Origin of the sequence: Pseudoalteromonas sp. THAF3, from assembly GCF_009363775.1 — a bacterium.
Lineage (GTDB): Bacteria > Pseudomonadota > Gammaproteobacteria > Enterobacterales > Alteromonadaceae > Pseudoalteromonas > Pseudoalteromonas ruthenica.
In genome coordinates, this window is the sequence record NZ_CP045419.1 from 366693 (window position 1) to 390629 (window position 23937).

Annotated in this window: 20 protein-coding genes; 10 read left to right on the forward strand and 10 right to left on the reverse strand. The window is 48.5% G+C overall.

Annotated elements, in window-relative coordinates; all coding sequences use genetic code 11:
* Positions 1-14: 14 nt before the first annotated feature.
* Genes astD through FIU82_RS16805 form a run of 3 tightly spaced genes read right to left on the reverse strand, consistent with a single transcriptional unit; the run spans position 15 to position 3750 of the window.
* Complete coding sequence (gene astD, locus FIU82_RS16795) at positions 15-1475, reverse strand: succinylglutamate-semialdehyde dehydrogenase (protein ID WP_172972750.1); 1461 nt, start codon at positions 1473-1475, stop codon at positions 15-17.
* 9 nt (positions 1476-1484) lie between these two features.
* Positions 1485-2519, reverse strand: coding sequence for an arginine N-succinyltransferase (gene astA / locus FIU82_RS16800; RefSeq protein WP_152441688.1), 1035 nt, complete (start codon positions 2517-2519; stop codon positions 1485-1487).
* A 25-nt stretch (positions 2520-2544) separates the two neighbouring features.
* Positions 2545-3750 (reverse strand): aspartate aminotransferase family protein, encoded by a 1206-nt coding sequence (locus FIU82_RS16805; protein WP_045979944.1) that lies wholly within the window; start codon positions 3748-3750, stop codon positions 2545-2547.
* Positions 3751-3912: 162 nt separating this feature from the next.
* On the opposite strand from FIU82_RS16805, the gene FIU82_RS16810 reads away from it, so the two are divergent.
* The 3 genes from FIU82_RS16810 (at position 3913) to FIU82_RS16820 (ending at position 7406) form a co-directional block, all read left to right on the forward strand.
* On the forward strand, positions 3913-4341 hold the full coding sequence (locus FIU82_RS16810; RefSeq protein ID WP_022946785.1) for an Lrp/AsnC family transcriptional regulator: 429 nt from the start codon (positions 3913-3915) through the stop codon (positions 4339-4341).
* Between the two features lie 177 nt (positions 4342-4518).
* The gene (locus FIU82_RS16815) at positions 4519-6834 is read left to right on the forward strand and encodes a S8 family serine peptidase (protein ID WP_152441689.1); all 2316 of its coding nucleotides are present in this window, start codon (positions 4519-4521) and stop codon (positions 6832-6834) included.
* An 11-nt stretch (positions 6835-6845) separates the two neighbouring features.
* The gene (locus FIU82_RS16820) at positions 6846-7406 is read left to right on the forward strand and encodes a hypothetical protein (protein WP_130146470.1); all 561 of its coding nucleotides are present in this window, start codon (positions 6846-6848) and stop codon (positions 7404-7406) included.
* A 28-nt stretch (positions 7407-7434) separates the two neighbouring features.
* On the opposite strand, the gene FIU82_RS16825 is transcribed toward FIU82_RS16820, so the two are convergent.
* The 3 genes from FIU82_RS16825 to FIU82_RS16835 form a co-directional block, all read right to left on the reverse strand.
* Entirely contained in the window at positions 7435-8304 is an 870-nt protein-coding gene (locus FIU82_RS16825; RefSeq protein WP_152441925.1) for a mechanosensitive ion channel family protein, read from the reverse strand.
* A 54-nt stretch (positions 8305-8358) separates the two neighbouring features.
* Positions 8359-9279 carry a hypothetical protein gene (locus tag FIU82_RS16830; RefSeq protein WP_130146468.1) on the reverse strand — a complete coding sequence of 307 codons (921 nt, stop codon included), beginning with the start codon at positions 9277-9279 and terminating at the stop codon, positions 8359-8361.
* Positions 9280-9412: 133 nt separating this feature from the next.
* Positions 9413-11575 carry a M3 family metallopeptidase gene (locus FIU82_RS16835; protein ID WP_152441690.1) on the reverse strand — a complete coding sequence of 721 codons (2163 nt, stop codon included), beginning with the start codon at positions 11573-11575 and terminating at the stop codon, positions 9413-9415.
* A gap of 359 nt (positions 11576-11934) precedes the next feature.
* Here FIU82_RS16835 and FIU82_RS16840 point away from each other — a divergent pair, with 359 nt between their 5' ends.
* Positions 11935-13146, forward strand: a complete 1212-nt coding sequence (locus FIU82_RS16840; RefSeq protein WP_022946791.1) for an EAL and HDOD domain-containing protein — start codon at positions 11935-11937, stop codon at positions 13144-13146.
* A gap of 16 nt (positions 13147-13162) precedes the next feature.
* On the opposite strand, the gene FIU82_RS16845 is transcribed toward FIU82_RS16840, so the two are convergent.
* Positions 13163-13705, reverse strand: a complete 543-nt coding sequence (locus FIU82_RS16845) for a prepilin-type N-terminal cleavage/methylation domain-containing protein (protein ID WP_152441691.1) — start codon at positions 13703-13705, stop codon at positions 13163-13165.
* A gap of 86 nt (positions 13706-13791) precedes the next feature.
* Here FIU82_RS16845 and FIU82_RS16850 point away from each other — a divergent pair, with 86 nt between their 5' ends.
* From FIU82_RS16850 to FIU82_RS16865, 4 genes are all read left to right on the forward strand, one after another.
* Positions 13792-14955, forward strand: coding sequence for a DUF418 domain-containing protein (locus tag FIU82_RS16850; protein ID WP_152441692.1), 1164 nt, complete (start codon positions 13792-13794; stop codon positions 14953-14955).
* A 44-nt stretch (positions 14956-14999) separates the two neighbouring features.
* Positions 15000-16079 carry an ABC transporter substrate-binding protein gene (locus FIU82_RS16855; RefSeq protein ID WP_152441693.1) on the forward strand — a complete coding sequence of 360 codons (1080 nt, stop codon included), beginning with the start codon at positions 15000-15002 and terminating at the stop codon, positions 16077-16079.
* A gap of 63 nt (positions 16080-16142) precedes the next feature.
* Positions 16143-17027 carry a 23S rRNA pseudouridine(2604) synthase RluF gene (rluF, locus tag FIU82_RS16860; RefSeq protein ID WP_152441694.1) on the forward strand — a complete coding sequence of 295 codons (885 nt, stop codon included), beginning with the start codon at positions 16143-16145 and terminating at the stop codon, positions 17025-17027.
* Positions 17024-17611 carry a GDSL-type esterase/lipase family protein gene (locus FIU82_RS16865; RefSeq protein ID WP_152441695.1) on the forward strand — a complete coding sequence of 196 codons (588 nt, stop codon included), beginning with the start codon at positions 17024-17026 and terminating at the stop codon, positions 17609-17611. Before rluF ends, FIU82_RS16865 begins: the two co-directional genes overlap by 4 nt.
* Positions 17612-17655: 44 nt before the next feature.
* Here the strand turns inward: FIU82_RS16865 and FIU82_RS16870 are convergent, their stop codons facing one another.
* Positions 17656-20727: an efflux RND transporter permease subunit gene (locus tag FIU82_RS16870; RefSeq protein WP_152441696.1), complete on the reverse strand. Its 3072-nt coding sequence runs from the start codon at positions 20725-20727 to the stop codon at positions 17656-17658.
* The gene (locus FIU82_RS16875; protein WP_151174181.1) at positions 20728-21807 is read right to left on the reverse strand and encodes an efflux RND transporter periplasmic adaptor subunit; all 1080 of its coding nucleotides are present in this window, start codon (positions 21805-21807) and stop codon (positions 20728-20730) included.
* A gap of 124 nt (positions 21808-21931) precedes the next feature.
* Here FIU82_RS16875 and FIU82_RS16880 point away from each other — a divergent pair, with 124 nt between their 5' ends.
* Positions 21932-22816, forward strand: a complete 885-nt coding sequence (locus tag FIU82_RS16880; protein ID WP_138587412.1) for a LysR family transcriptional regulator — start codon at positions 21932-21934, stop codon at positions 22814-22816.
* Positions 22809-23111, forward strand: a complete 303-nt coding sequence (locus FIU82_RS16885) for an MGMT family protein (protein WP_152441697.1) — start codon at positions 22809-22811, stop codon at positions 23109-23111. The genes FIU82_RS16880 and FIU82_RS16885 overlap by 8 nt, the downstream gene beginning before the upstream one ends.
* A 21-nt stretch (positions 23112-23132) precedes the next feature.
* On the opposite strand, the gene FIU82_RS16890 is transcribed toward FIU82_RS16885, so the two are convergent.
* Complete coding sequence (locus FIU82_RS16890; protein ID WP_022946801.1) at positions 23133-23819, reverse strand: hemolysin III family protein; 687 nt, start codon at positions 23817-23819, stop codon at positions 23133-23135.
* Between the last annotated feature and the right edge of the window lie 118 nt (positions 23820-23937).

Below are 23937 nucleotides of genomic sequence, written 5' to 3' on the forward strand. Positions count from 1 at the left end.
TGCGTTTGATTCTTTTAAAGTATTAAGCCCGGCGCAAGTTTTTCCGGCAAGGTAGACGTGGGTGCTTCCACCGACGCTACCGGGTAGGCACAGTAATCGGCGGCATAATAGGCACTGGCTCGGTGGTTGCCACTGGCGCCAATACCACCAAAAGGTGCGGCACTTGAGGCACCGGTGATGGGGCGGTTCCAGTTAACGATACCAGCGCGAATGCGCCCTAAAAAGTAGTCGTAATCAGCTTGGCTGTCGCCTAAAAGACCGGCTGATAGACCAAATGAGGTATTGTTTGCTTCATTGATGGCGCTGTCGAAATCACTGTAGCGGTACACTTTTAACAGCGGCCCAAAATGCTCTTCATCGGCCAGGTCGATGTTGGTGACATCAACAATGCCGGGGCTGACAAAACCAGTGTTTGTATCAAGGTGTTGCATTTCCAGTAGGGAAGTAGCGCCTTGTGCAAGCAATTGCTCGTACGCTGCGCGCATGCCCGCTGCCGCTTTTTTGCTGATCATCGCGCCCATGAATGGCTGCTCTTCGGCGAAGCTGTCGGCAATTTTAATGTTGCTGGTTACTTCAAGTAAACGCTTGATAATGGCATCACCCTGTTCACCTTGCTCAATGAATAGGCGGCGAGCGCAAGTGCAACGTTGGCCTGAGGTAATAAAGGCTGATTGCACGATGTCATGGACCGTGGCGTCGATGTCGCTGACACCTTTGACAATCAATGGGTTATTGCCACCCATTTCCAGCGCCAAGATTTTGCCCGGATGGCCGCCGAATTGTTGGTGCAATAAGTGCCCGGTCTGTGAGCTGCCGGTAAAGAATAAGCCATCAATGTCTTGATGTGAGGCCAGGGCCTTACCGGTTTCAATCTCACCTTGTACTAGGTTGATAACCCCAGCTGGCAAACCAGCTTGTTGCCAAAGTTTGAGAGTATGTTCGGCGACCTTAGGCGTTAACTCTGATGGTTTAAATACCACGGTATTGCCAGCCAATAAGGCAGGTACAATATGACCGTTTGGTAAATGGCCTGGGAAGTTATAAGGGCCAAAAACAGCCACCACGCCATGGGGCTTGTGACGAATAAAGGCTTTGGCTCCGGGCATCGGATTTTCTACCGTGCCGGTGCGCTCCTGGTAAGCGCGAATCGAGATAGCCACTTTGCCGGTCATGGCGCCAACTTCGGTGCGCGTCTCCCAAATGGGCTTGCCCGTTTCTTCGGCGATGGTGGTGGCGAGTTCTTCGGCATTGGCCTTTAACTGCTCGACAAAGCGCTCGAGTACGGCAATACGCTCATCAAGTGCACTCTGCGACCAAGCAAATTGTGCGGCACGGGCGCTGGCGATAGCGGTATCGACCTGCTCTGGGCTGGCGCCTTGGCCTTGCCAAACAACGCTGTCTGTCGCGGGGTTTATCGATTCAAAACGCGGGCCTTCACCGGCCAGCCATTGGTTGTTTATAAATTGAACATTCATAGCCATTCCTTAACGACTAGAGAGTGCGAAAAAGCGCACTGAGTCACCTTGGCTGACGCCTAAAGTGTCAGCAGCCTCGGCACTGATATAAAGTTGGTGCTTGATGTCGCAATATTCAACGGCATCACTAAAGATAGCGCGAAAATCGGCGACCTTATCGTTACATAACGCCCAAGTGCTGGCCTGCGGTTCAAGCTGCTCTTTAATGAGAATAGGGCATACTTTTGATTGGCGAACGGTGCTGATATTGCCTAGCTTGGCCTCCACCGTTGGCCCAGCATCGAATAGATCAACATAGCCACGGTGCTCAAAACCCTCGCGTTGCAGCAGTCGTAACGCCGGCTTGGTGTTGTCATGGACCTGGCCAATGACCGCTTGGGCCGCTTCACTGAGAAGGTTGACGTAAATGGGGTATTTCGGCATCAGCTCACTAATAAAGGTCTTGTCACCTAAGCCCACCAAGTGGTCGGCTTGAGGGAACTCGATGCTGAAAAAGTGTTGTTGCAACCATTGCCAAAAAGGCGAATGGCCGTGCTCGTCGCTGACCCCACGCATTTCTGCGATGATGGTGTCGCTAAAACGGTCGCTGTGTTCGGCCATAAACAAAAAGCGGATGCGCGATAAGAAGCGACCGGTGAGTCCTCGCCGATACGGCTCACGCAAGAATAAGGTGCAGATCTCCGAACAGCCAGTGTAATCGTTACACATCGACAAGGTATCAACGCGGTTGTAAACATCTAAGCTTGGACTGTGATGCACCGAGGTGGAGCGCCGGTAATGATACAGCGGCACGCTCATACCGACCGCCGCTTCGATGCCGGTGGTGCCGACAATATCGCCGCTTTCGGTATCTTGCAGTACGAACAAGTAGCCCTCGTCGCCGGGGCCATTGACATGCTTTTCAACGCTGCGCTCTGAGCGCTCGATTTTTGCTTGTAACAACTCGTCATCGACGGGCAGCGAGGTAAAACCATGGCCCGATTCGATGGCGATTTGTTTTAGCGCGGCGAAGTCATCGCCGCGAATAGGTCTAAGTACTAACATAAGTAGGCTCTTAGCCGTGTGGTTACTAGGCGTTAACCAGCGAAGCAACGGCTTTTTCGAAGCGCGCTAGCCCTTCTTTGATATCCGCTTCAGGGATCACCAACGATGGCGTAAAGCGAACTACATCGGCGCCTGCGACTAAGCTCATTAGGCCGTTTTCAACACTCGCATTAAGGAAATCACGGGCGCGGCCTTGATAGTCGGCGTTAAGTACCGCGCCTAGTAGCAAGCCTTTACCACGTACTTCACTGAACACGTTGTACTTTTCATTGATAGCATTGAGACCGTCACGGAATAGCTGTTCACGAACTTTCACCCCTTCTAACACTTGCTGTGTGTTTACCGTGTCAAATGCTGCTTCAGCGACCGCACAGGCCAGTGGGTTACCGCCATAGGTTGAACCATGCGTGCCCGGTTTTAAGTGTTTGGCAATCTCTTTAGTGGTGAGCATGGCACCAATAGGGAAGCCGCCGCCCAGTGCTTTGGCTGAGCTAAGAATGTCTGGTGTTACGCCTAGGCCTTGGTAGGCGTAAAGCTCACCAGTACGACCAACACCTGTTTGAACTTCATCAAAAATAAGTAACGCGTTATGCTTATCGCACAGTTCACGTACGCCTTTAACAAAGTCCATATCAGGGGCAATGATCCCACCTTCACCTTGCAATGGCTCCATCATCACCGCACAGGTGTCGTCGTCAATCAACGACTTAAAAGTCTCAAGGTCGTTATAATCGCAGTGAACCACTTCACCCGGTTTTGGCCCAAAGCCATCAGAGTAAGCGGCTTGGCCACCCACGGTAACGGTGAAGAAGGTACGGCCATGGAAGCCTTTGTTAAACGCGATGATTTTTGCTTTCTTCTCGCCGAAATTATCCAACGCCCAACGACGAGCCAGTTTTAACGCCGCCTCATTGGCTTCAGCGCCAGAGTTAGCAAAATACACTTGATCGGCAAAGGTTGCGTCGGTGAGTTTTTTCGCTAAGCGCAGAGCCGGTTCATTGGTCATAACGTTGGCAAGGTGCCAGATTTTACTGCCTTGTTCTTTCAGTGCGGTAACCAGTGCCGGATGACAGTGACCTAGGCAGTTTACCGCGATGCCACCGGCGAAATCGATAAATTCATTACCTTGTTGGTCCCAAACGCGAGAGCCTTCCCCTTTTACCGGAATAACCGCTGACGGGTTGTAGTTTGGCACCATTACTTCATTAAATAGTTCACGATTTACTTGCATGACACACCTTTATTTTTACTGTGCTTGGCTGAGTCATTGCTGCACCAAGCATAGATTCATTAAAACTTACTGCTATGGTGCCGTTAATCAAGTTCAATTTGCAGTGCCATATTGTTAAAATTGATTATAATAGCCATCAAATTAACGAAAAAGGCATGCAAAATGATTAACGCACAAGATGAAAAGTTGTTGTCCTTGCTGCGCACCAATGCTCGCGCCAGTATTTCTGATTTGGCCAGAGCACTGGATTTATCTCGTTCGACGGTACAAAGCCGGATGCAAAAGCTAGAAGAAAGTGGCGTTATCAAAGGTTACAGTGTCGAGTATGGTGACGCCTATTTATCATCCATGGTGTCAGCCCATGTGTCGATTAAGGTGAAACAAAAGCTCACCACGAAAACCAACATTGAACTCAAGCACATAGATGCGATTACCGACTTATATGCCATTAGTGGCGAGTTTGATCTGATCGCGGTAGTGCAAGCGCAAAATCTCGAAAAGCTTAGTCACTTGCTTGATGATATTGGCAACCTAGATGGCGTTGAGCGCACCAATTCATCCGTCATTTTAGAAACAAAATTCAAGCGCTAATGTAGGAAAATGTTGCCTTGAGGTTCAATAAATAACCTTAAAGTGCTGGCTTTTTGAACTCTTACACCAAAATATGACAAATTCATGCTTTAGTTGTAAAGAGATGTAAATACTCTATTGAGTGTATGTTCCTATTTGCGTAAATTCGGTTCCTTCATTCACAATGAAGGAAGGTCAATGAACAACAATAAAATAAAATTAAGCGCCTTGACCAGCGCAATGCTTATCGCATTAAGTGGTTGTGGTGGCAGCGACAGCGACGATCAACCTGTAGTTGATACTGCACCGAAAGCTGGGGAAGTCAGTCTTGAGGGAGTGAAACAATGGCAGCCGGTGACCGGCACTTTGATTGCTCACGATCAAGATGGCGATGCTATCACGCTGACATTCTATGACGAAGACCAGGCGGTTGCGGCCGAAGACGGCATCTATACGTTCTCACACGGCACTTTAGCACTTGGTGAAGACAAAGAGTTTATCTACACCTCGCTATCAGGACAGCCTGCTGTTATCAATTACGATGTATCCGCCAATGGTAAAACGTCGGCTGGCAGCATCACTATCAGCGATGTTACTGGCGATCCCTTAGCAGCGCAGCAGTGGCACTTACACAACAATGAGCAGCGCGCTTTTGCTCAAAGTGATATCTTCAAAGAACAGCTTGCTGTGCTTAATGGCATCGCCGAGCAAGACCAAGAAGCGTACTTCGCCCAACTCGAGGATTCGTTTGTTTCTAGCCGCGCTGCCGGTGCGGACATGAATGTATTGGAAGCGTATAAACTGGGGATCACGGGTAAAGGCAGTATTGCTGTCGTGGTCGACCAAGGCGTGGAAATTGGCCATGAAGATTTGGCTGATAACGTGCTTGCTCACCGCTCTCTAAACCTGCGTGATGATGCCCTCGACCCAACTAACCCGACCATCACAGGCGATAAAACATCGCGTCATGGTACTGCGGTGGCGGGTCTAATTGCAGCCAAAGCACACAATGGTGTGGGTGGTCGTGGTGTGGCCCCTGATGCGGGAATTATCTCCATGAACTACCTGGATATTCCCAACCAAAATGCCGCGCATGTGGGCGCCTTGATCAGTGGTTTACCTGCCAGTGGTATCCAAAACCATGAGCAAGTGGTGTTTAACCGTAGCTATGGCTATACCCCACCGGCGTTCTTACCAGAGGACCCGTTCGAAGAGGCAAACATGGCCTACGCCAGCGATGTGTTGCGCGATGGCAAAGGTGCTTTGAGCATTAATGCAGCGGGTAATGACTTCGAAGAAGGCCGCCACAACGGCAATTACTGTAGTTCTTCAGGTGTTAATGACATCGGCCTAAGCTGTATTGATATCAACGTTTCTCAGGCTAACCGTAGCTTACACAGTGTGTCTGTGGCGGCACTGAAAGCTAATGGCGAGCGTTCAAGCTATTCTATTGCCGGTAGTGCCATGTTTATTGCGGCCCCTGCCGGTGAAGACGGCAGCTGGGAGCCAGCTATGGTCACCACGGACGAAATGACTTGCTTGCAAGGTGCGTCGGGACTGCCGATGATGGATGCCCTAGAGAGTGCATGGGGTGTGCCGCTTTCATTCCTTGAAGGATATAAAAACTTTGACTTCCCGGGCCACCCAATGAACCCAAGCTGTCACTACAGTAACTCTATGAGTGGTACCTCATCTGCGGCGCCAAACACGGCGGGTGTGGTCGCACTACTGATGGAAGCTAACCCAGATTTGAGCGCTCGCGACATTCAACATATTTTGGCGACAACGGCGAGCATGACTGACGCTGATAACGCCGCTGTTACGCTCAATACGGCTAACGGCGAGTTTGTCGCTCATCAAGGTTGGGTAGAAAACGCGGCAGGTTATCACTTCAACAACTTCTATGGCTTTGGCCGTGTGAATGCGGGTGAAGCGGTTAAAATGGCGTTGAACTATGATGTTGACTTAGGCGAGCGTCTGCAATCAGACTGGCTTTCAGCGGGTGTTCAAAATGATGATGCATCATTAGCCTTAGTGGTTCCAGATAACAACGCGGCAGGCGCAACGCACAGCATTGAAGTGGCGGATGACTATACTATCGAAGCAATGCAGTTTAGCTTCACAGTGGCTAACGAAGAAATGCGCTCCGATTACCGTCACCCAGAAATCCCGGGGCTGATTCAAAGCTCTGCGGGTTCAGACTTGGCTATCGAAGTGACTTCGCCAAGTGGCACTAAGAGTGTGGTTCTTGCGTCTCATCATGCGCAGCTTTATCCAGCATTGGATGCCAACTTCAACTTTGCTCAAGGTTATGTTCACTTGCCAACGGTGCATTTCCGCTCAAACGCTTTCTATGGCGAGAGTGCGAAAGGAACCTGGACTGTGAAAGTCGTTGATACGGCGCAGCCTAATCAAGTTGCGTTTAGTATGAACGGTCAAACCAGCGTGGTCTTCCCGAACGAGGCAGAATCTGTCCTCGAGGGATGGGGTTTACGTGTAACTGGTCGTCAATAAGGAGCATAATAATGAATAAGTTAACAACTCTTGCAATAGCGCTAAGCGCTGCGATTATGGCGCCAGTTCATGCTACAACGCTAAAATCGACTATGGACCAAGATAATAAGCTAAGCACTCAAGATGTGCCTGCGATCAGTGCCGCTAAGTTAGAGCGAAAAGCCAGCGTAGGTCTGTATGAAAAGGTGGACAATGTCCGTATTGTACCTGCTTACTTAGCCGATCCGGCTAAAACTGTGAGCGTGCAGGGCACGAATGCCTACGTGCAAGCCAATGATGGCGCTGTAGCCAGTGACCGTGAGGGGCTGTGGCAAGGCGATGTAATGCGCCACTCATTGCGTGGTGAATTTGCTACAGTAAGCGGAAACTTAGTGCTCATCCCTGCGGGCGATATTGACGCAGTGCTTAACACTTTCGACTTACAAATGGTTCAACAGTTTGCTAATGGCACCGTTTTGGTTAAGCCAGCGACGGCCACAGAATTGCAGCAACTTAATGACCAGCTACAAGCTTCTGATTTGGTTAAAGCCAGTAAAGTAGAAGTGTTACACAAGGTCGTTGATGCTTTCTAAGCACATTTAAGCGAAGTTAAAAGCCCCACTAGTTGGGGCTTTTTTGTTGGCGAATATGCAACTCACCATCAATATGCACGTCTCGTTGTGGGAATGAGATAACCACATCATGCTCGGCAAATTTTTCACAAATTCCAAAACGGATATCGCTTTTTATTTTCCGTACGTTGGACTCGGCCTCCGCATTGACCCAAAAGACTGCATCGAAGATAAGCGCACTGTCGCCAAAATCTTCAAAAATAACGCTATGGGGTGGGTTATTGAGTACGGTGGGCACCTCTTCTAGCACTTCGGTGATAAGCTGAGCTATTAAATTCACATCACTGCCATAGGCCACGCCAACTCGAACATAGGTGCGCGCCATGGTATCGATCAGTGTCCAATTGGTTACGGTATTCTCTAGCAGCTGGCTGTTAGGAACCAGTAGGTGCACGCCATCGTTACGGCGAATGCGGGTCGAACGGGTGTTAATCGTTTCCACAACGCCCTTGGCATCACCGACCTCTAAAAAGTCGCCGATACGGATAGGGCGCTCACCGATGAGGATCCAACCACTGATAAAGTTGTTTATAATATTCTGTGCGCCAAAACCGACGCCAATCGCTACGGCCCCTGAGACAAATGCGAATGCGGTGAGCGGAATATTAAGCACTTCAAGGGTGGTAAAGATGATAATAATGATGCACAGCACCAAATAAATACGTTTGAATAAAAGCGCCGCATCTGGCCCCATACGCTTTTGTATAATACGGCGATGGATAAGCCGACCAATGTAGCGCACAACGAGCCACACGCCGGCGATGATAAGTGGGATTTGAATCAAGGTCGCTAGGGTAAACGCGGAGCCACCGTAGCTGAATATAACGGTATCCAAGGATTCGGTAATTTGTTTTAGCATAGGACTATCTAGCACCCTATTACTCCTTAAATAGGTGGTCAGTGAGGCGCTATACTACAAGGCTTTGGAGCCATCGCTGACACGCTCTCTTTGTTGTTGTGTTAATTTTATAACATAGACATTGCGGCCAATCCCATTAAATTCCTCATCGGTGATAACCAGGGTGTCATTGTCGTAAAACGTGACGGCTTCTTTTTGTGTTACCAAACCGAGATTGATCTTATCTATGGTACCGGAGAAAAAATTATCGCCTTGCCAGTTCTCGAACAGCCATAAATGGGTGGAGTCTAGCAATACCAGCTTTTTCCTATCTGGGCTCATGGCTGCGGATGTCACCCAACATAACTTTTCGGCGGTGGTACAGGTTTGAAACGAGGCGATAAATTGCGCTTCATAATTACCCGCGTGATTGCCAATACGGTACAAGTTCGTTTTACCATCAAATGGTTGAGTTCTATTTTTGGTAAATAAGTACAGTTGGTGTCGATACTCAACAAAGGCTTCTAAATCAAAGTTCTTACGTTCAGGCGTAAGGGGCTGCTCCCACAATTCTTTGTAGGTGAATTTAATGATCTCTGCGTTGGTTTCATCAGATTTAATATCAATGGGGTTTTCTATTTTATAAATTGTCAGCCAGCGGCGCAGATTATCGTTGTTACCAAAGTCGCCTAAAAAGAAATGACCAAATTCGTTTTGGGTCATGTCTTCCCAATCAATGTTCTTGGCATTGACCACTTGCACGCGCCGTTGCACTTTGCCTTTATCATCGACCTGATAGAGAAATGGGCCATCGCCACTGTCGTTAATGGCCCACAAGCGGCCACGTTTATCAAACTCAATCCCCGACACCTCTTTAAGTTGTGGATCTAGGGTGACAAACTTGTTCTGATATAACTGATAACTCAACCAGACAGCGCCGCCGCCAAGGACGATTGCACTGAGGGAAATAAGGGTAATAAGCGTTTTTTTTATCATAATCTGGATGGTGTGGAAAAACGCTGGGCATTATAGCAGGGCCACATTAGGGATGCCTGTACCTGAGTATGAATTTTTTCAATAAAAAACGCGGCACTAGGGCCGCGTTATGATGCGCTTATAAAGCGTTTATTTACTCTTTGCTGTCTTCCACGAGACCACGGCGTTTAAGTAATGCGTCGGTGGTTGGCTTTTGACCACGGAATTCAATGTAGCTTTGCATTAAATCACGGCTGTTACCACGCGAGAGTACTTCTTTACGATAGTGATCACCGTTTTCACGAGTCAAGCCACCTTCGTTTTGCATATGTGCGAACGAGTCCGCTGCAAACACTTCTGTCCAAAGGTAGGCGTAGTAGCCCGCGCTGTAACCGCCAGCAAAGATGTGGCTAAAGTAGCAGGTTTTATAACGCGGCGGCACTGGGTAGTAATCAATGCCGTGTTTCTCAAGCGCGTTTTGCTCAAACTGGGCAAAGTCTTCAACCTTGGTACCCGGTGCAATTGAATGCCATTCCATATCCAGCAACGCTGCGGCTAGGTATTCAGTGGTATCAAAACCTTGGTTAAAGGTATGCGACTTCAATAACTTATCTAGCAGCTCTTGAGGGATAGGCTCGCCAGTTTTGTAGTGCTTAGCATAGTTAGCGAGTACGCTCGGCTCAATGTTCCAGTCCTCGTTAGCTTGAGACGGGAATTCAACGAAGTCACGCGCAGTGGCCGTACCGGCAAGCGATGGGTATTTTACATCGGAGAACAGACCGTGAATGGCATGACCAAACTCGTGGAACATAGTTGTTACTTCAGAGAAGGTCATCAGTGTTGGCTGACCTTCAGCTGGCTTGGGAATGTTCTGCGCGTTATAAATAACAGGCTTGGTTCCTTTAAGGTGGTTTTGCGATACATAGGCACTCATCCACGCGCCGCCACGCTTACCTTCGCGAGCATAAGGGTCAAGGTAGAATAGGCCAACTGAGCTGCCATCTTCATTGAATACTTCCCATACAAACACGTCTTCGTGGTAGGTTGGCAAGTCATTGCGCTCTTTCATGGTGATGCCATAAAGCTTGTTCATGGCGAAGAACAGGCCGTCGTTAATAACGGTATTCATTTCGAAATAAGGCTTTACTAAGCTTGCATCAATGTCATATAGCTCGGCGCGCACCTTCGCTCCGTAATAAGCCCAATCCCAAGGCTTAAGCTCAAAGTCTTTACCGTCTTTTTTGATTGCTGCTTGAATGAGTTCAGCTTCAGATTTAGCTTTAGCGACCGCTTTCGGCGCGAGATCATCAAGCATAGTAAACACTGCATCCGGCGTTTTAGCCATGCGATCGTCTAGCTGGTAATGTGCCCATGATTCAAAACCAAGCAAAGCGGCTTTTTCTGCTCGAAGCTGCGCTTCTTTAATAGCAATTGGGCCATTGGTTTGTTGCGCGCGCTGTGATGACGTGCGCCACACTTTTTCACGTAGCTCACGATTTTCGAGGCTTGAAAGAATGGGCTGACGGGTGGTGTTGACCAAGGTGATCATGTAGCCGTCTTTGCCTGCTTTTTCCGCTGCTGCCTTTAAGCTGGCAATTTCATCTTCAGCTAAGCCCGCTAATTGCGCTTTGTCTGTGACTAAGATGGTGTCTTGTTTGAATGACTTTAAGATATTTTGCGAAAACTCAGTGCTGAGCTTAGAAAGCTCAGAGTTAATCTCGCGCATACGTTGCTTTTGGCTTTCGTCGAGCTTCGCACCCGCACGCACAAAGCGTTTATAATAATATTCAACCAGGCGTTGGTCTTCTTTATTCAGCGTGTCTTTGTTGTCATAAACAGCAGCAACACGGTCAAAAAGGGCCTTGTTTAGATAAATATTGTCACGGTGCTCGGCCAATACCGGCGCCATTTTGGCATCGATACGCTGATATTCATCATTTGAGATAAGACCAGAGAGATTGTTGAAAGCGGCGCGTACACGGTCCAAAATGGCGCCGGATTGTTCCATTGCAACCAAGGTGTTTTCAAAAGTAGGTGCTTCAGAATTGTTAGCGATAGCTTTAATCTCAACACGTTGCTCTTCAATCCCCGCATCAAATGCCGGCTCATATAAACTGGTATCAATCTTATCAAATTCGGGCGCCATATATTGCAATGGACTAGGGCTTAAAAAGAGATTTTCTTGTACAGCGTCAGTGGTGGTTTTGGCTACTTGTTCGGTTTGAGCTTGGTTTTGTTCGTTGTTAGCAGGTTGCTCGCTACAGCCTGTAACTAGGGTAGTCGCAGCAATCGCTGCGGCAATCATAGATAAACGCATTGCTTACTCCATTATCAGGAAGTTATTGTTGTCAGTTATCGCATGAGCAAGCCACGTCCCCGGGAGAGTGCAGTGACTCGCACTGTGTAATCATGAAAAGAAGGGTGGGGCTCTTTCATTTTGATAGGCTGTAACATTACTGGCAAAGTGTGCTGACAACAAGTAACTTGGCCTTAATTCTGCGCTTTTTCGTCGATTTGTTGGTGTTTTTTTCATCTTCAGCCATGCTTAACACTCAGGTAAAGCGTTAAATTCTTCTCCAACCCTATGCTTTTGTTCGATTGTGAAGTTTTTTGCGGTGGGTATACTTGCGTCGTAGTGAAGATTGAGTGCGAATTTGGTAGCCGAGGAGAGCAGGGTTGGACGTTTTTGTAGCGCGCCAAGCAGTATTTAACAAGCAACAGAAGGTGGTTGCTTATGAGTTGTTGTTTCGCGATGGTGAAGATAACCGTTTCCCGAATGTCGAGGATAAAACCGCGACAGCCAAACTGATCTATGATAATCAGCTCAATCAAGGTTTATCATTTCTCACCGGTGGGCGAAAAGCACTGATCAATTTTGGTGAGCAATCGCTACATGCCCGTTTAGGGGAGTTTCTTCCTACCGATAAAGTGGTGATTGAGATACTCGAGACTGTTGAGCCCAGTGAGGAGCACTATCAGTTGTGTCGAGAGTTGTTTCACCGTGGCTTTCGTTTGGCGCTCGATGATTTTCAATACCACCCACAATGGGAAAAGTTTCTAAAGCTAGTGCGGCTTATTAAGTTTGACCTTATGCACAGCAGCTTTGAGGAAATAGACCAAACCCTTGCAGTGTTAAAAAAGTATCCAAATATAAAGTACCTAGCGGAAAAAGTAGAAACGCAAGAGCAATACGAGCAAGCCAAAGCACGCGGTTTTGATTTTTTTCAGGGCTATTATTTTGCTCGCCCGCAAATGGTTAAACAGCGCGATTGTGTTGCTCGTTCGGCATTGATCATGATGATTTACAGCATGACCCTCAAGCCCAATATTAATCTCAATAAACTCAGCGAGGTGTTTTCTCAAGACACCGCCTTAGCTTACAAATTATTGCGCTTTATCAATTCTGGGCTGTTTCCGCTTAAAGAGCGTATGGACTCCATTAAGCAAGCTTTGGTGTATCTTGGCGAGCTGCGGGTGCGGCGTTTTGTATCACTGATAGTGACCGCCCATATTGCCCACGAAAAACCGCTTGAGCTGACCAAGATGTCGTCAATTCGCGCCCGCTTCTGTGAGCTATTAGCAAAGCGTTATTTCCCCCACCTCAGTAGCAGCGCGTTCCTTGTGGGGCTCTTTTCACTCATTGATGCCATGCTCGATAGACCCATGCAAAGCATTGTAGAGCAATTGCCTTTCCCTGATGATATTGCCAATGCGCTAAATGGGGAAAACAACACCTTGTTTTATCTGCTCGAGCTAGTAAAAGCGTACGAGTCTGGCAGTTGGTGGGCGATGCAAAGAGCCTGTGTACCGCTCAACATCAGTGATGAGGGGTTGCCCAATTTACACCAATCGGCCATTACCTGGTCGCAAATGTTCGATGATTTGTAAAGCGCGTCGATAGCGCTTAGCACCCGGTTGTTTGGCGTGCATAAGTAGGTGGCTGATCGGCAGATTGCGCTTGTGTGTAAAGCACATAGCACTGGTCATCTTGCACCGCGCCGTCGTCATCAAAGTCATAGCCAATATAGGTAAAATCGATGCCTTGTTCTTCAAATACCAAGGCTTCGCTAAATTCCACCCGCTTGACGACATCGGTGTTATCTAAGAAAAACCATTTCAACCTCACATCCGGGCTGTCGTCGCTGAGGTCAATCACACCGTCTCGGTTTAAGTCAACATCAATCAGGTCATTGCGCCCGGTCACCGCAGTGGCTCGGTAACTAGGCATCTGCGCCTTCATCTGCATCAGTGTATTCGCCTGTTCGATACTGGTTTGCGCATTGGTTAGTACGGCTATGCGCGCATCATTTTGTAAATTTAAAAATCGCGGTAACACGGTGATACTCAACACCGCCAGAATAACTATCACGATGATGAGTTCAATCAAGGTAAAACCCTTTTGCAAGCGGTGCTTATTAGAGGGGGAACAACAGATGAAGGAATGCATGAAACTGATACCGCGTATAAATACAACCGTGCTATGGTAATGTTTTTTATCGACAATGTCAGCGCTATTTGTATCGTGGAGGGGGAGTGTCTAAGGCCAGTTTGTTCGCCGAACAAGGGTATTATCGGCAATTAATCACCGATGCGCGCCGCACTGAAATTGATGCGTTGCGTGGGCTAGCCATCCTTGGTTTGTTGTTCTTGAATGCCCCTTTTTTCATTTATTTCGATTATGGTTACATCGCACCGCCCGGTACCCATTTAGTCGACTCGCTGCTCTATGGCATACAGGTTCTACTACTTGATGGGCGCTTTCGGGGACTGTTTGTGGCGCTCTTTGTGGTGGGGTTAATTGTCCAGTGGCAGCGCCGTGCCACGGACTCACGCGACGAACCTATGCACTATTTACGCGTCAGACTCTATTGCTTAGCGGTCATTGGTCTGGTGCATGGGATGCTATTGTGGGCGGGGGATATCTTACTCGGGTATGCCCTTGCGGGGCTGTTGTTAGTGACGATGTTAGATTCACCCGCGAAACAGCAGCTGCGCCAAGGCATACTGTTTATTGTTGTTGGAAGTGCAGTGCTATTGACCTTAAGTGGGTTATATATTGAACCTGCACTCACCTATGACGACGAGCAATACCAAGGGTATCTCAATCAAGATAACTTTCACTTTTTAGCTACGCGCTCAAGCAACGCTATCAATATGCTGCTGATGACCTTGGTATCCCTATTTTCTGTGTTGTGGCTGGAGTTAGGGGCGATGATGTTGATTGCAGCGACATGGCGCAGTGGTTTTTTATCATCGCCTTGGCCACATCAGGTGAAGCTCTCTGTCGGAGCTGGGTTGCTGCTCTGTTTACTGCTCAGCGGCATTCATCTTGGTTATGGTAATAGCTTTACGGCAACGCTAAGCCTTATTGCGAACTCCATTAGTGGCACAATCACGGCGGTGATTGCTTTGCATTGGCTCAGTCGTAGACGCTTACGTATGGGTGTAGGGATTAGGCTGCTTGCGAATGTTGGGCGCTTATCGCTCAGTTGTTATCTGGCACAAAGCGCATTGATGCTGGTCATTACCCATTACTTTGGATTGTATATCGCACAAAACTTTGCGCTAGCGCATTATGCGTTATTGGCCTTTGCCATTATCATTGTGCAATTGCTCGGTGCGAACGCGTATCTGCGCATCTTTACTCAAGGCCCCGTAGAATGGGCTTGGCGCAAAGCGGTAGAGCGATGGCGCTAATACCATCAACATAAACTATACTAAGCGCTAGCCAAGGAGTCCCTGTGAAAAACCATGTTATCTTATTTGCCATCCTTTATGTGTCATCTTGCTTTAGCGCACATGGCGCAATGCGGGTGCTGTTTGTTAACCCATCTACAGCGGGCGACCCTTTTTGGCATAAAGTAGAGACTTTTGCGGTGCAAGCTGCCAGGGACTTAGACATCAATTTAGACATTGTTTATGGCGACGGTCATCGAGAGTTTCAGCATCGAGCCATCGCCCGGTATTTAGCCACTCATCCTGCGCCGGATTATGCGGTGCTTATCAATTACCCCGGCGGCAGTGGTCAGTCTATGCAGTTACTGGAGCAGCGCGAGGTTTATTTTGTCACGTTGGAAGAGACACTGTCCCAACAAGAGCGGGAGCTTGTGCAAAAGCCTGGTGAGCGCTTCCATTATTGGTTGGCGGAGCTGTCCCATGACAACCAGCACGCAGGGCAGCAACTCGCTTCTTTTTTGCACAATAAAGCCGTTGAGCAAGGCATAGAGTCACCGCTGGTGGCGGCGATAGGGGGGCACTACGGAGGAGAAACAAACCTGCGTGTGAATGGATTGCGCGACTTTTTAGCAGACCACCAAGGACAACTAGTGCAAGTCGTGCATGGTCGTTGGCAGCAAGAAATTGCCCGTCAACAAACGGCCAAACTATTACGGCGCTATCCTGAGTTAAGTATCATCTGGTGCGCCTCGGACGCCATGGCGCTGGCGGCTGCACAACAAGCCCAGCAACATGGCAAAGTGGTCAATAAAGATATGTTTATCGGCGGTTTTGATTGGCTGACCGACTCCTTGAGCGCTATAGCCGATGGTAGGCAGACGGCGTCGGTGGGTGGACACTTTTTGATGGGGGCTTGGGCTTTGGTCAAAGCTTATGATCACCGTTTTTCAGTGTCAAAAAGCAGCACTCAAGAAGTGCGCTTTAAACTGGCAATCGCGCATCAGGGAAACGTAAAGCGCATCCTCCCTTTGGTGGACCCCGATAATTGGCAGCAAATTGATTTTAAAAGCTACACAAGAACCCATAACAGCACACTTGATGAGTACCCCTTCGATGTGCAAAGTATCCTCAATCAACACTTTTAATTCTGATTTTTGTTGGTAACTGCTTTACAATGCGCAGGTGAAAAAGAAGCAACAAGTAGAACTATGAGTCAACCTACGCGCCTTAATAAATACATAAGTGAAACCGGATTTTGCTCGCGCCGTGAGGCGGATGCGCTGATCAGTGCGGGGCGAGTCAGCGTAAATGGTCATGCGCCACAAATGGGCGATAAAGTGACTGATGCCGACACCATTCACATTGATGGTAAAGCGCTTAAAACTAAGCCTAAACGTGTCTATATCGCCTACAACAAGCCAACGGGTATTACTTGCACCACTGAAAAGAAAATAAAAAGTAATATTGTGCGAGCGATTAATTATCCCGAACGTATTTTCCCTATTGGCCGTTTAGATAGGCCCTCCGAAGGGCTTATCTTCCTCACCAACGAGGGCGATATCGTCAACAAAATATTGCGCTCAGGGAATAACCACGAGAAAGAGTACGAAGTGCGGGTTGATAAGCCCTTAAATCGGCGCTTTGTTGAGCGTATGAGCGCGGGTATTCCCATTCTTGGCACTGTTACCAAGAAGTGTAAGGTTGAGCAAACCGGGCCGGATAGCTTTCGCATCATACTGACTCAAGGCCTGAATAGGCAAATTCGTCGCATGTGCGAGTATCTTGGCTATGAAGTAGTTACGCTCAAGCGCACGCGCATCATGAATGTGACATTAGCCGGGCTGAAAAGTGGCCAATGGCGCCATTTAAGTGATGCAGAAATGGCCACTATTAATGATCTAATAGCGGACTCTGGTAAAACCGAAGAGCATTCTAAAACTGAGCACAGTGTGCCCTCTGAGCAACATTCCAATACACCGAAGACTGCACAACCAAAGCGCAAAGCCTTACCTCGAGCTCGCACAGCGCCTGTTCACAAGCCAAAAAGTAAGGCAAACAAGCGGGTGAAAGGAACATTGAGGCTAAAGAAATGATGCGCTTAATTGGCCTTGTGCTGCTTATTTTTATAACCGGTTGCTCGCAATCAGACAAAGTGACGTTGCATGCTGGCGATTCTATTTTAGCGTTCGGTGATAGCTTAACCGTGTCAGTGGGTGCAAAAAGCAGCACCTATCCCCAGCAACTCGCTCAGCTAACAGGGCTGGAAGTGATAGCCAGTGGTGTCTCTGGCGAGCAAACAGCGCAGGGCCTTGAGCGCTTTAAACGTGCACTCGACACGCACCAGGTTCAGGCGGTGGTGTTACTTGAAGGCGGAAACGATTTTTTGCGTAACCAAGATAGCGGGCAAACAAAAGCGAACCTAGGCGCGATGATAACGCATGCGCAAAGTAAAGGGATTGCAGTGATCCTTGTGGCGGTGCCGACCAAGTCTTTGTTTTTGTCTGACGCGCCGCTATATCAACAATTAAGCGAGCAGTATCAGGTGGTACTGGTGGCAGATATACTGTCTGAATTACTAGGCGATAACCGCTTTAAATCTGACGCTATTCATCTTAATGACCAAGGCTATCGACGCCTAGCGTTAGCCATAGCCGATGTGATAGAGGTTGAACGCTAACGAAAAAAAGCCAGCTTAAGCTGGCTTTTTAATGACTGCTGATCTCATCCGTTGCGACGGTGGCTGTGTATGGCAAAGAACTTACAATAAAGCACCGGGACCACAACCAGCGTGAGTATGGTGGCAAAGCCGAGACCAAACATGATGGTCACCGCCATGGACTTAAAGAACACATCGAATAGCAGCGGGATCATCCCTAAAATAGTGGTGATAGCCGCCATGGAAACCGGCCTAACCCTGGAAACGCCAGAGTCAAACACCGCCTCATAAGGGTCTTTACCTGCAGCTAACTCGATATTGATTTGATCCAACAGCACGATACCGTTTTTAATTAACATGCCTGAGAGGCTCAATAGCCCCAACAGCGACATAAAGCCAAAGGATGCGCCCATGGCCAGCAAGCCAGCGCTGACACCGACGATGGCCAAAGGCACCGTGGCCCAGATCACCAGCGGTTTACGCACTGAGTTAAACAGCAACACGGTGACCGCGAACATAGCTAGATAACCCAGCGGTAGCGAGCCAAAAATGGCTGAGCGTGCTTTGTTGGCAGACTCATACTCGCCACCCCATTGCAGTTCATAGCCTCGGGGTAGGGGGATGGCTTCGATATCGCCACGTACACGGGTGAACAACTTCGCAGGGGTTTCATCGCCAAGTAAATCATGATCCGCCATCACGGTAATGGTGCGCTTGCGGTCGCGACGCATTATTAGTGGGTCTTCCCAGCGTACGGTGAAGTCATCGACCACTTGCGTCACTGGCACAAACACGCCTAATACTGGACTGTAGATTTGCAAGTCGCGCAGTGATTCAACGTTTAAACGCTCGTCTTCTGGAGAGCGGGCAATGATTGGTAACAACTGCGTGCCATCGCGATAGAGTCCCACTTTCTTACCCGACACACTGGTGAGCAGCAACTCGTCTAAATCCGTTTTACTTATTCCCAAACGGCGGGCTTTTTGCTCATTGAGCTGTGGGCGGATGAGCTTTGTGCGGTGGCGCCAATCATCGCGAATGTGAAAGGCTCCGGCGTCACTGGCGAGAATTTGCTTCGCTTGCTCAGCCAGCTGTCTTAGCACCACAGGGTCGGGGCCAGAAAAGCGAGCTTCGATTTTGGCATCGGTCGATGGCCCGATTTCCATGCGTTTGAGCTTTAGCTTGGCATCAACAATATGATTGCGCTCGTAGTCACGCACCTTAGCTATCATGGCCAATACAGCTTCTCGGTCCTTCACCCGAACAATCAGCTGACCATAAGCAGGGTATTGTTTTTCTGGCGCATAAGTCAGCATAAAGCGCGGGGCCCCTTGACCTATGGTGGCGGTGACCTCCTCAACCAACTCCTGCTCGAGTAAAAACTGCTCGAGTTTGGCGATACCTTTGCTGGTGGTGCGAATATCAGCGCCCTGGTAATGCCAATAATCTATGTAAAACATGGGCGTGTTAGAGGCGGGGAAGAACGACTGTTTGACCGATTTAAAGCCCACCACCGCGCCGACTAAAAGGATCAGCATTAATACGATAGTGGTTTTGCCGTAATGCATGGCATGGCGCAAGATAAACTTATAGCCACTAAATAAAAACCCTTGGTAGGGATCTTCATCGCCTGCTTGGGCTTGGCTTTTGTTCTTTGGAATGCGGAACATCACATCAGCAAAAAACGGCGTAAGGGTGATGGCGGTGATCCAGCTCAGTAATAGTGAGATCATCAACACCCAAAATAAGCTGCCGGCAAATTCACCACTGGCATCCGAGCTCAGGCCGATGGGGGCAAAGGCGGTAATGGCAATAACCGTAGCCCCGAGTAAGGGCCATTTGGTTTGGTTAACGATATTGACTGCTGCCTTTAGTTTGCTTTGCCCGCGCTTCATATTAATAAGAATGCCTTCGGTGATCACAATGGCATTATCCACCAACATCCCTAGTGCGATGATCAACGCCCCAAGGGAGACGCGTTGTAGGTTGATATCAAAGAGCACCATAAAGATAAAGGTGCCGAGCACGGTGAGCAGCAAAATACCACCAATTAAAATACCGCTTTTAACCCCCATAAACAGCAGCAACACCACGATGACAATGGCCACCGCTTCGACCAGACTGATAATAAAACTGGACACCGACTTGTCGACTTCCTGGGGTTGGTTATAAATAGCCGCGACTTCCATGCCATGGGGGCGTTGATACTCCAGCTCCGCTAAATGGGCATCGATACGTTGACCAACGTCTACGACATTGACGTTGCTGGCAAAAGAAAGACCTATTAATAATGCCTGTTGTTGGTTGTAGCGCACCATATGCGAGGGCACCTCAGCATACTCACGATAGACCTTGGCGACATCGCCGAGGTAGATGAGCTCGCTGGCACCGGGCTTAGAAATAAGCACATGTTCAAGTTCAACAACATTGTCAAACTCGCCTGTGGGATGCAGGCGAATAGACTCGCCATCGACCATGACGCGACCGGCATTAGAAACGGTGTTTTGCGCTTGCAACAGGGAAAATATGCGCTCAGGACTGAGTCCCAGTTGCGCGAGCTTATGGGTCGACACCTCGACAATCACTTGGCTTTGCTGCTCGCCGGCTACAGTGACTTTGCCAACGCCATCGACCAGCACCAGTTCACGCTTGAGAAAATCAACATAGTCTTTAAGCTCATCATAGGAGTAGCCATCACCGGTCACTGCAAGGGTAACACCATACACATCGCCGAAGTCATCAATGACTTGGCTGGGGTACACCCCTGGTGGCATAGATGCCGAAACATCGTTAATTTTGCGGCGCAGTTCATCCCAAATTTGCCTTAGATCCTCTTTGCGATAGGTGCTTTTCATCTCCACCGTAATCTGGCTTTTGCCGTTAGAGGAAATGGAGGTAACATAGTCGACGTAGGGCAATTCTTGAATCGCGTTTTCGATTGGATATGTTACTTCTTCTTCGACCTGCTGCGGTGAGGCCCCAGGGTAGAGGGTAATCACCATGGCTTTTTTCAGAGTAAACTCTGGGTCTTCTAACTGTCCGAGAGAAAAGTAAGAGACCGTTCCCCCAATGAGCAGGAACAGCGCAAACATCCAACTAATAACTTTGCGTTCAATGGCAAATGCAGCAAGATTCATTTATAGGCCTCGCTCTTTTTGCCACGGACGCACCTGCATCCCTTCTTTGAGATAGTGTACGCCTGCGGCCACCACTTGCTCGCCGCTATTTAGGCCTGAGCGTATCTCTAGTCCGTCTCGGTGCATTTGCCCCACCTCGACCTGGCGTTTATGCACGGCGTTATCCTTATAAATCCATACATAGCTGTTATTCGCTAGGCCTTGCTGCGAGTCAGAAAAGACCGCTTCCACCGGAATTTTATGCCATGACTCGGCATTTCCGGTGATTTTACTGATATCAATATACACATGGCCGCTCATCCCCGCTAACAAGTTAAAATCTTCGGGCACGGGTAATGAAAATACCACTTTGTAGGTCAGCGTAGCAGGGTCGGCTTGGGTGTCGTATTCTTTGATGGTGAGCGTATAGGCCTTATCTGGATAGCCGTCAAAGATCACCGTGGGTTGATACAAGGTATCCTTGTTGACGCGGGCCACCAACTTCTCGGGTACTTGGATAACTACGTCCATTAAATCTCGGGTTTCTAAGCGCAAAATATTTTGCTTTGCCTGAATGTTTTCAAAATTCTTAACGAATACTTTGGCAACGGTACCGGCGAAAGGCGCCCTTAACTCTGAGTTGTCTAAGTTAGTTTTAGCAATATTGAATGCCGATTCGGCAACTCGGGCGTTGGCGACTGCTTCATCGAGTTCTGCTTGGCTGGCAATGTTGCGCTCATAAAGTGTTTTTACGCGCTTTAGCTGCGACTGAGCCAGGTCATAACGGGCCTTGCGCTCTTCATACTGTAGCTGGAAATCTTCAGGGTCGAGCTTAGCGAGTAACTCGCCTTTTTCCACTTCCTGACCCGCTAACACGGGAAATTCTATGAGCTCTCCATTGACACGAAAGGCTAAGTAGGAGCCTTGGTGGGCGACTACTTCGGCAGGAAAGCTACGCATAACCTTTTCATCAGCGTGACCCACGGTAAAGAGTTTAACCGGCCTGATGGGCGGCTTTTTATCGGTTTTGGGTTGCTCTTGTGAGCACCCCGTTAGTGAAATCATCGCGAGCAAGACTAATACGAATAGACTGCGAGACATGAATGAGACTCCCTGTGAATAGTGTGTATGTATGCCAGTATAAGAGCACGCTGGTGCGTTAGCTTACTTTGCCGTAGACTAAAATAAAAATTATAAATTACTTATAACTTCATAAGGTAATGTTATGAAGCTGGAATGGCTAAAAGTACTTGATGTGTTATCTCAGTGTCGCTCGCTCAGTGAGGCGGCAAAGCGTTTACATAAAACTCAGCCGGCGCTGACAATGATGGTCAAGAAAATAGAGCAGAGCGTCGGTTTTGCTGTGGTCAATCGTGAAGGTTATCGGTTTTCACTCACTGAACAAGGTCAGGCGTTTTGTCGGCGTGCTCAATATGTGCTGCGCGATATGGACGAATTGAGTGAGTTCTCCAGCGAGCTCGCCAACGGTAATGAGCCAAAGTTTCGCATCAGCTACGAGCAAGTGTGTGTTGGCGAAGAGCTCAGTATTTTGCTGCGCGATTGCTATCATGCCTTTGCTCACACCGAGTTTGAGATTGACAGTGGTCGGCGATTCACCGCGCTAGAGCAAGTTAATAGTGGTAAAAGTGATTTAGGGATTGGCCCCTGGTTTGATATTTTTCACGCCACCGGCGACTTAGAAAGTTTGCCGCTCGGAGACATTGAAGTGGGTGTTGTGGCTTCACCGGAGCTTATTCAACAAACTCAGATCAGTTACCGAGAACTCCAAAGTTACCCTTGTGTGGCGATGTTTGAAAGTGATCTGCATTTCGAAAGTGGGCGGATGCCGTTTTTAAATCAAGCGGCGATGATGAAGCTCGACGATATATTCGCGCTGCGCTCCATGTTGCTTGCGGGGGCGGGCTGGGCCTTAATGTGTCTCGATTTGTGTCAACAAGAAATAGCGACCGGGCAACTGCAAGTGATTCATCTTAGCGATAGAGAGCACGCGTTTCGCGCGCAGATTCGTGCGTTTCGCCGACATTCCCGTCATCACGGTCCGGTAGCTCGACATGTGTGGACAAAGTTGCAGGAAATAGCCCATGGATAAAGCCGCGATGATTTATCAAGTGGTCGCCGCCATTCCTAAAGGCAAGGTATGCAGTTATGGTGAAGTAGCTAAACGAGCCGGATTACCAGGCTATGCCCGCTATGTGGGTCATACCCTTAAAAACCTACCCTCTGACTCTCGCTTGCCTTGGCATCGGGTGGTAAACAGCCAAGGCAAAATATCGTTTGCGCAAGGCAGTGATGGGTTCACACGACAACAACAAGCACTGCTTAGCGAAGGCGTGCTTGTAATCGACGGGAAGGTCAATATGCGCCGTTTCGCTTGGCATATCTAACAGCGAGTGTGTTATTGGCAACTAAATAATGTATAGGTAAATGGCCAAAAAGTGGCAGGTACAGGCAACCAGCACGAATAGATGCCAGATGGCATGGCTGAGATGGCGATGTTTGGCGCTGTAAAATAAGGTACCCACACTGAATAATACCCCACCCAATACCAACAACCACATCGCGCCACCGGGCAGTGCAAGATAAAGTGGATAGATAAACGCAAGTGCTATCCACCCCATCACTAAGTAGGTGGCCAAAGAAATTCTCGGTCGCGGGATTTTTGCGGTTAATTTGAATATCACGCCAAATAAAGCCAACCCCCAAATAGCAAACATGCCTATCCAAGCCCAGTATCCGCCTAGCGCAAGTAATAAAAAGGGCGTGTACGTACCGGCAATTAATAGGTAGATGGCACTGTGATCAAGCTTTTTCAGGACGCGTTTGGCCTTGTCACTTACACTGGCGTGGTAAAGAGTTGAACTGACGAACATTAAAATGAGGCTGGCACCGTATACGCTGGTCGCTACCACAGCGGTTATGGATTCGCTGACGAGCACCATAGCAACCAAGGCCACAATAGCGAGTAAGGCACCAAGACCATGGCTTAACCAGTTTAACTTTTCTTCAAACGGGGAATAACCACTCACTTGCATCTGTTTTAACTCATTATTACTTGCTTCGACGAACCAACTATAACTGTTCAGCGTACACATGTACACTCAAATAAAAGTGTTAATTCGGAACAAAAATTCGGTTGGTTTAAATCGCTAATTGCAGTGTGAAAAAAGCTAAAAAATAGTTTTTATTTTATGCAGCTAATTTAGTACTTCG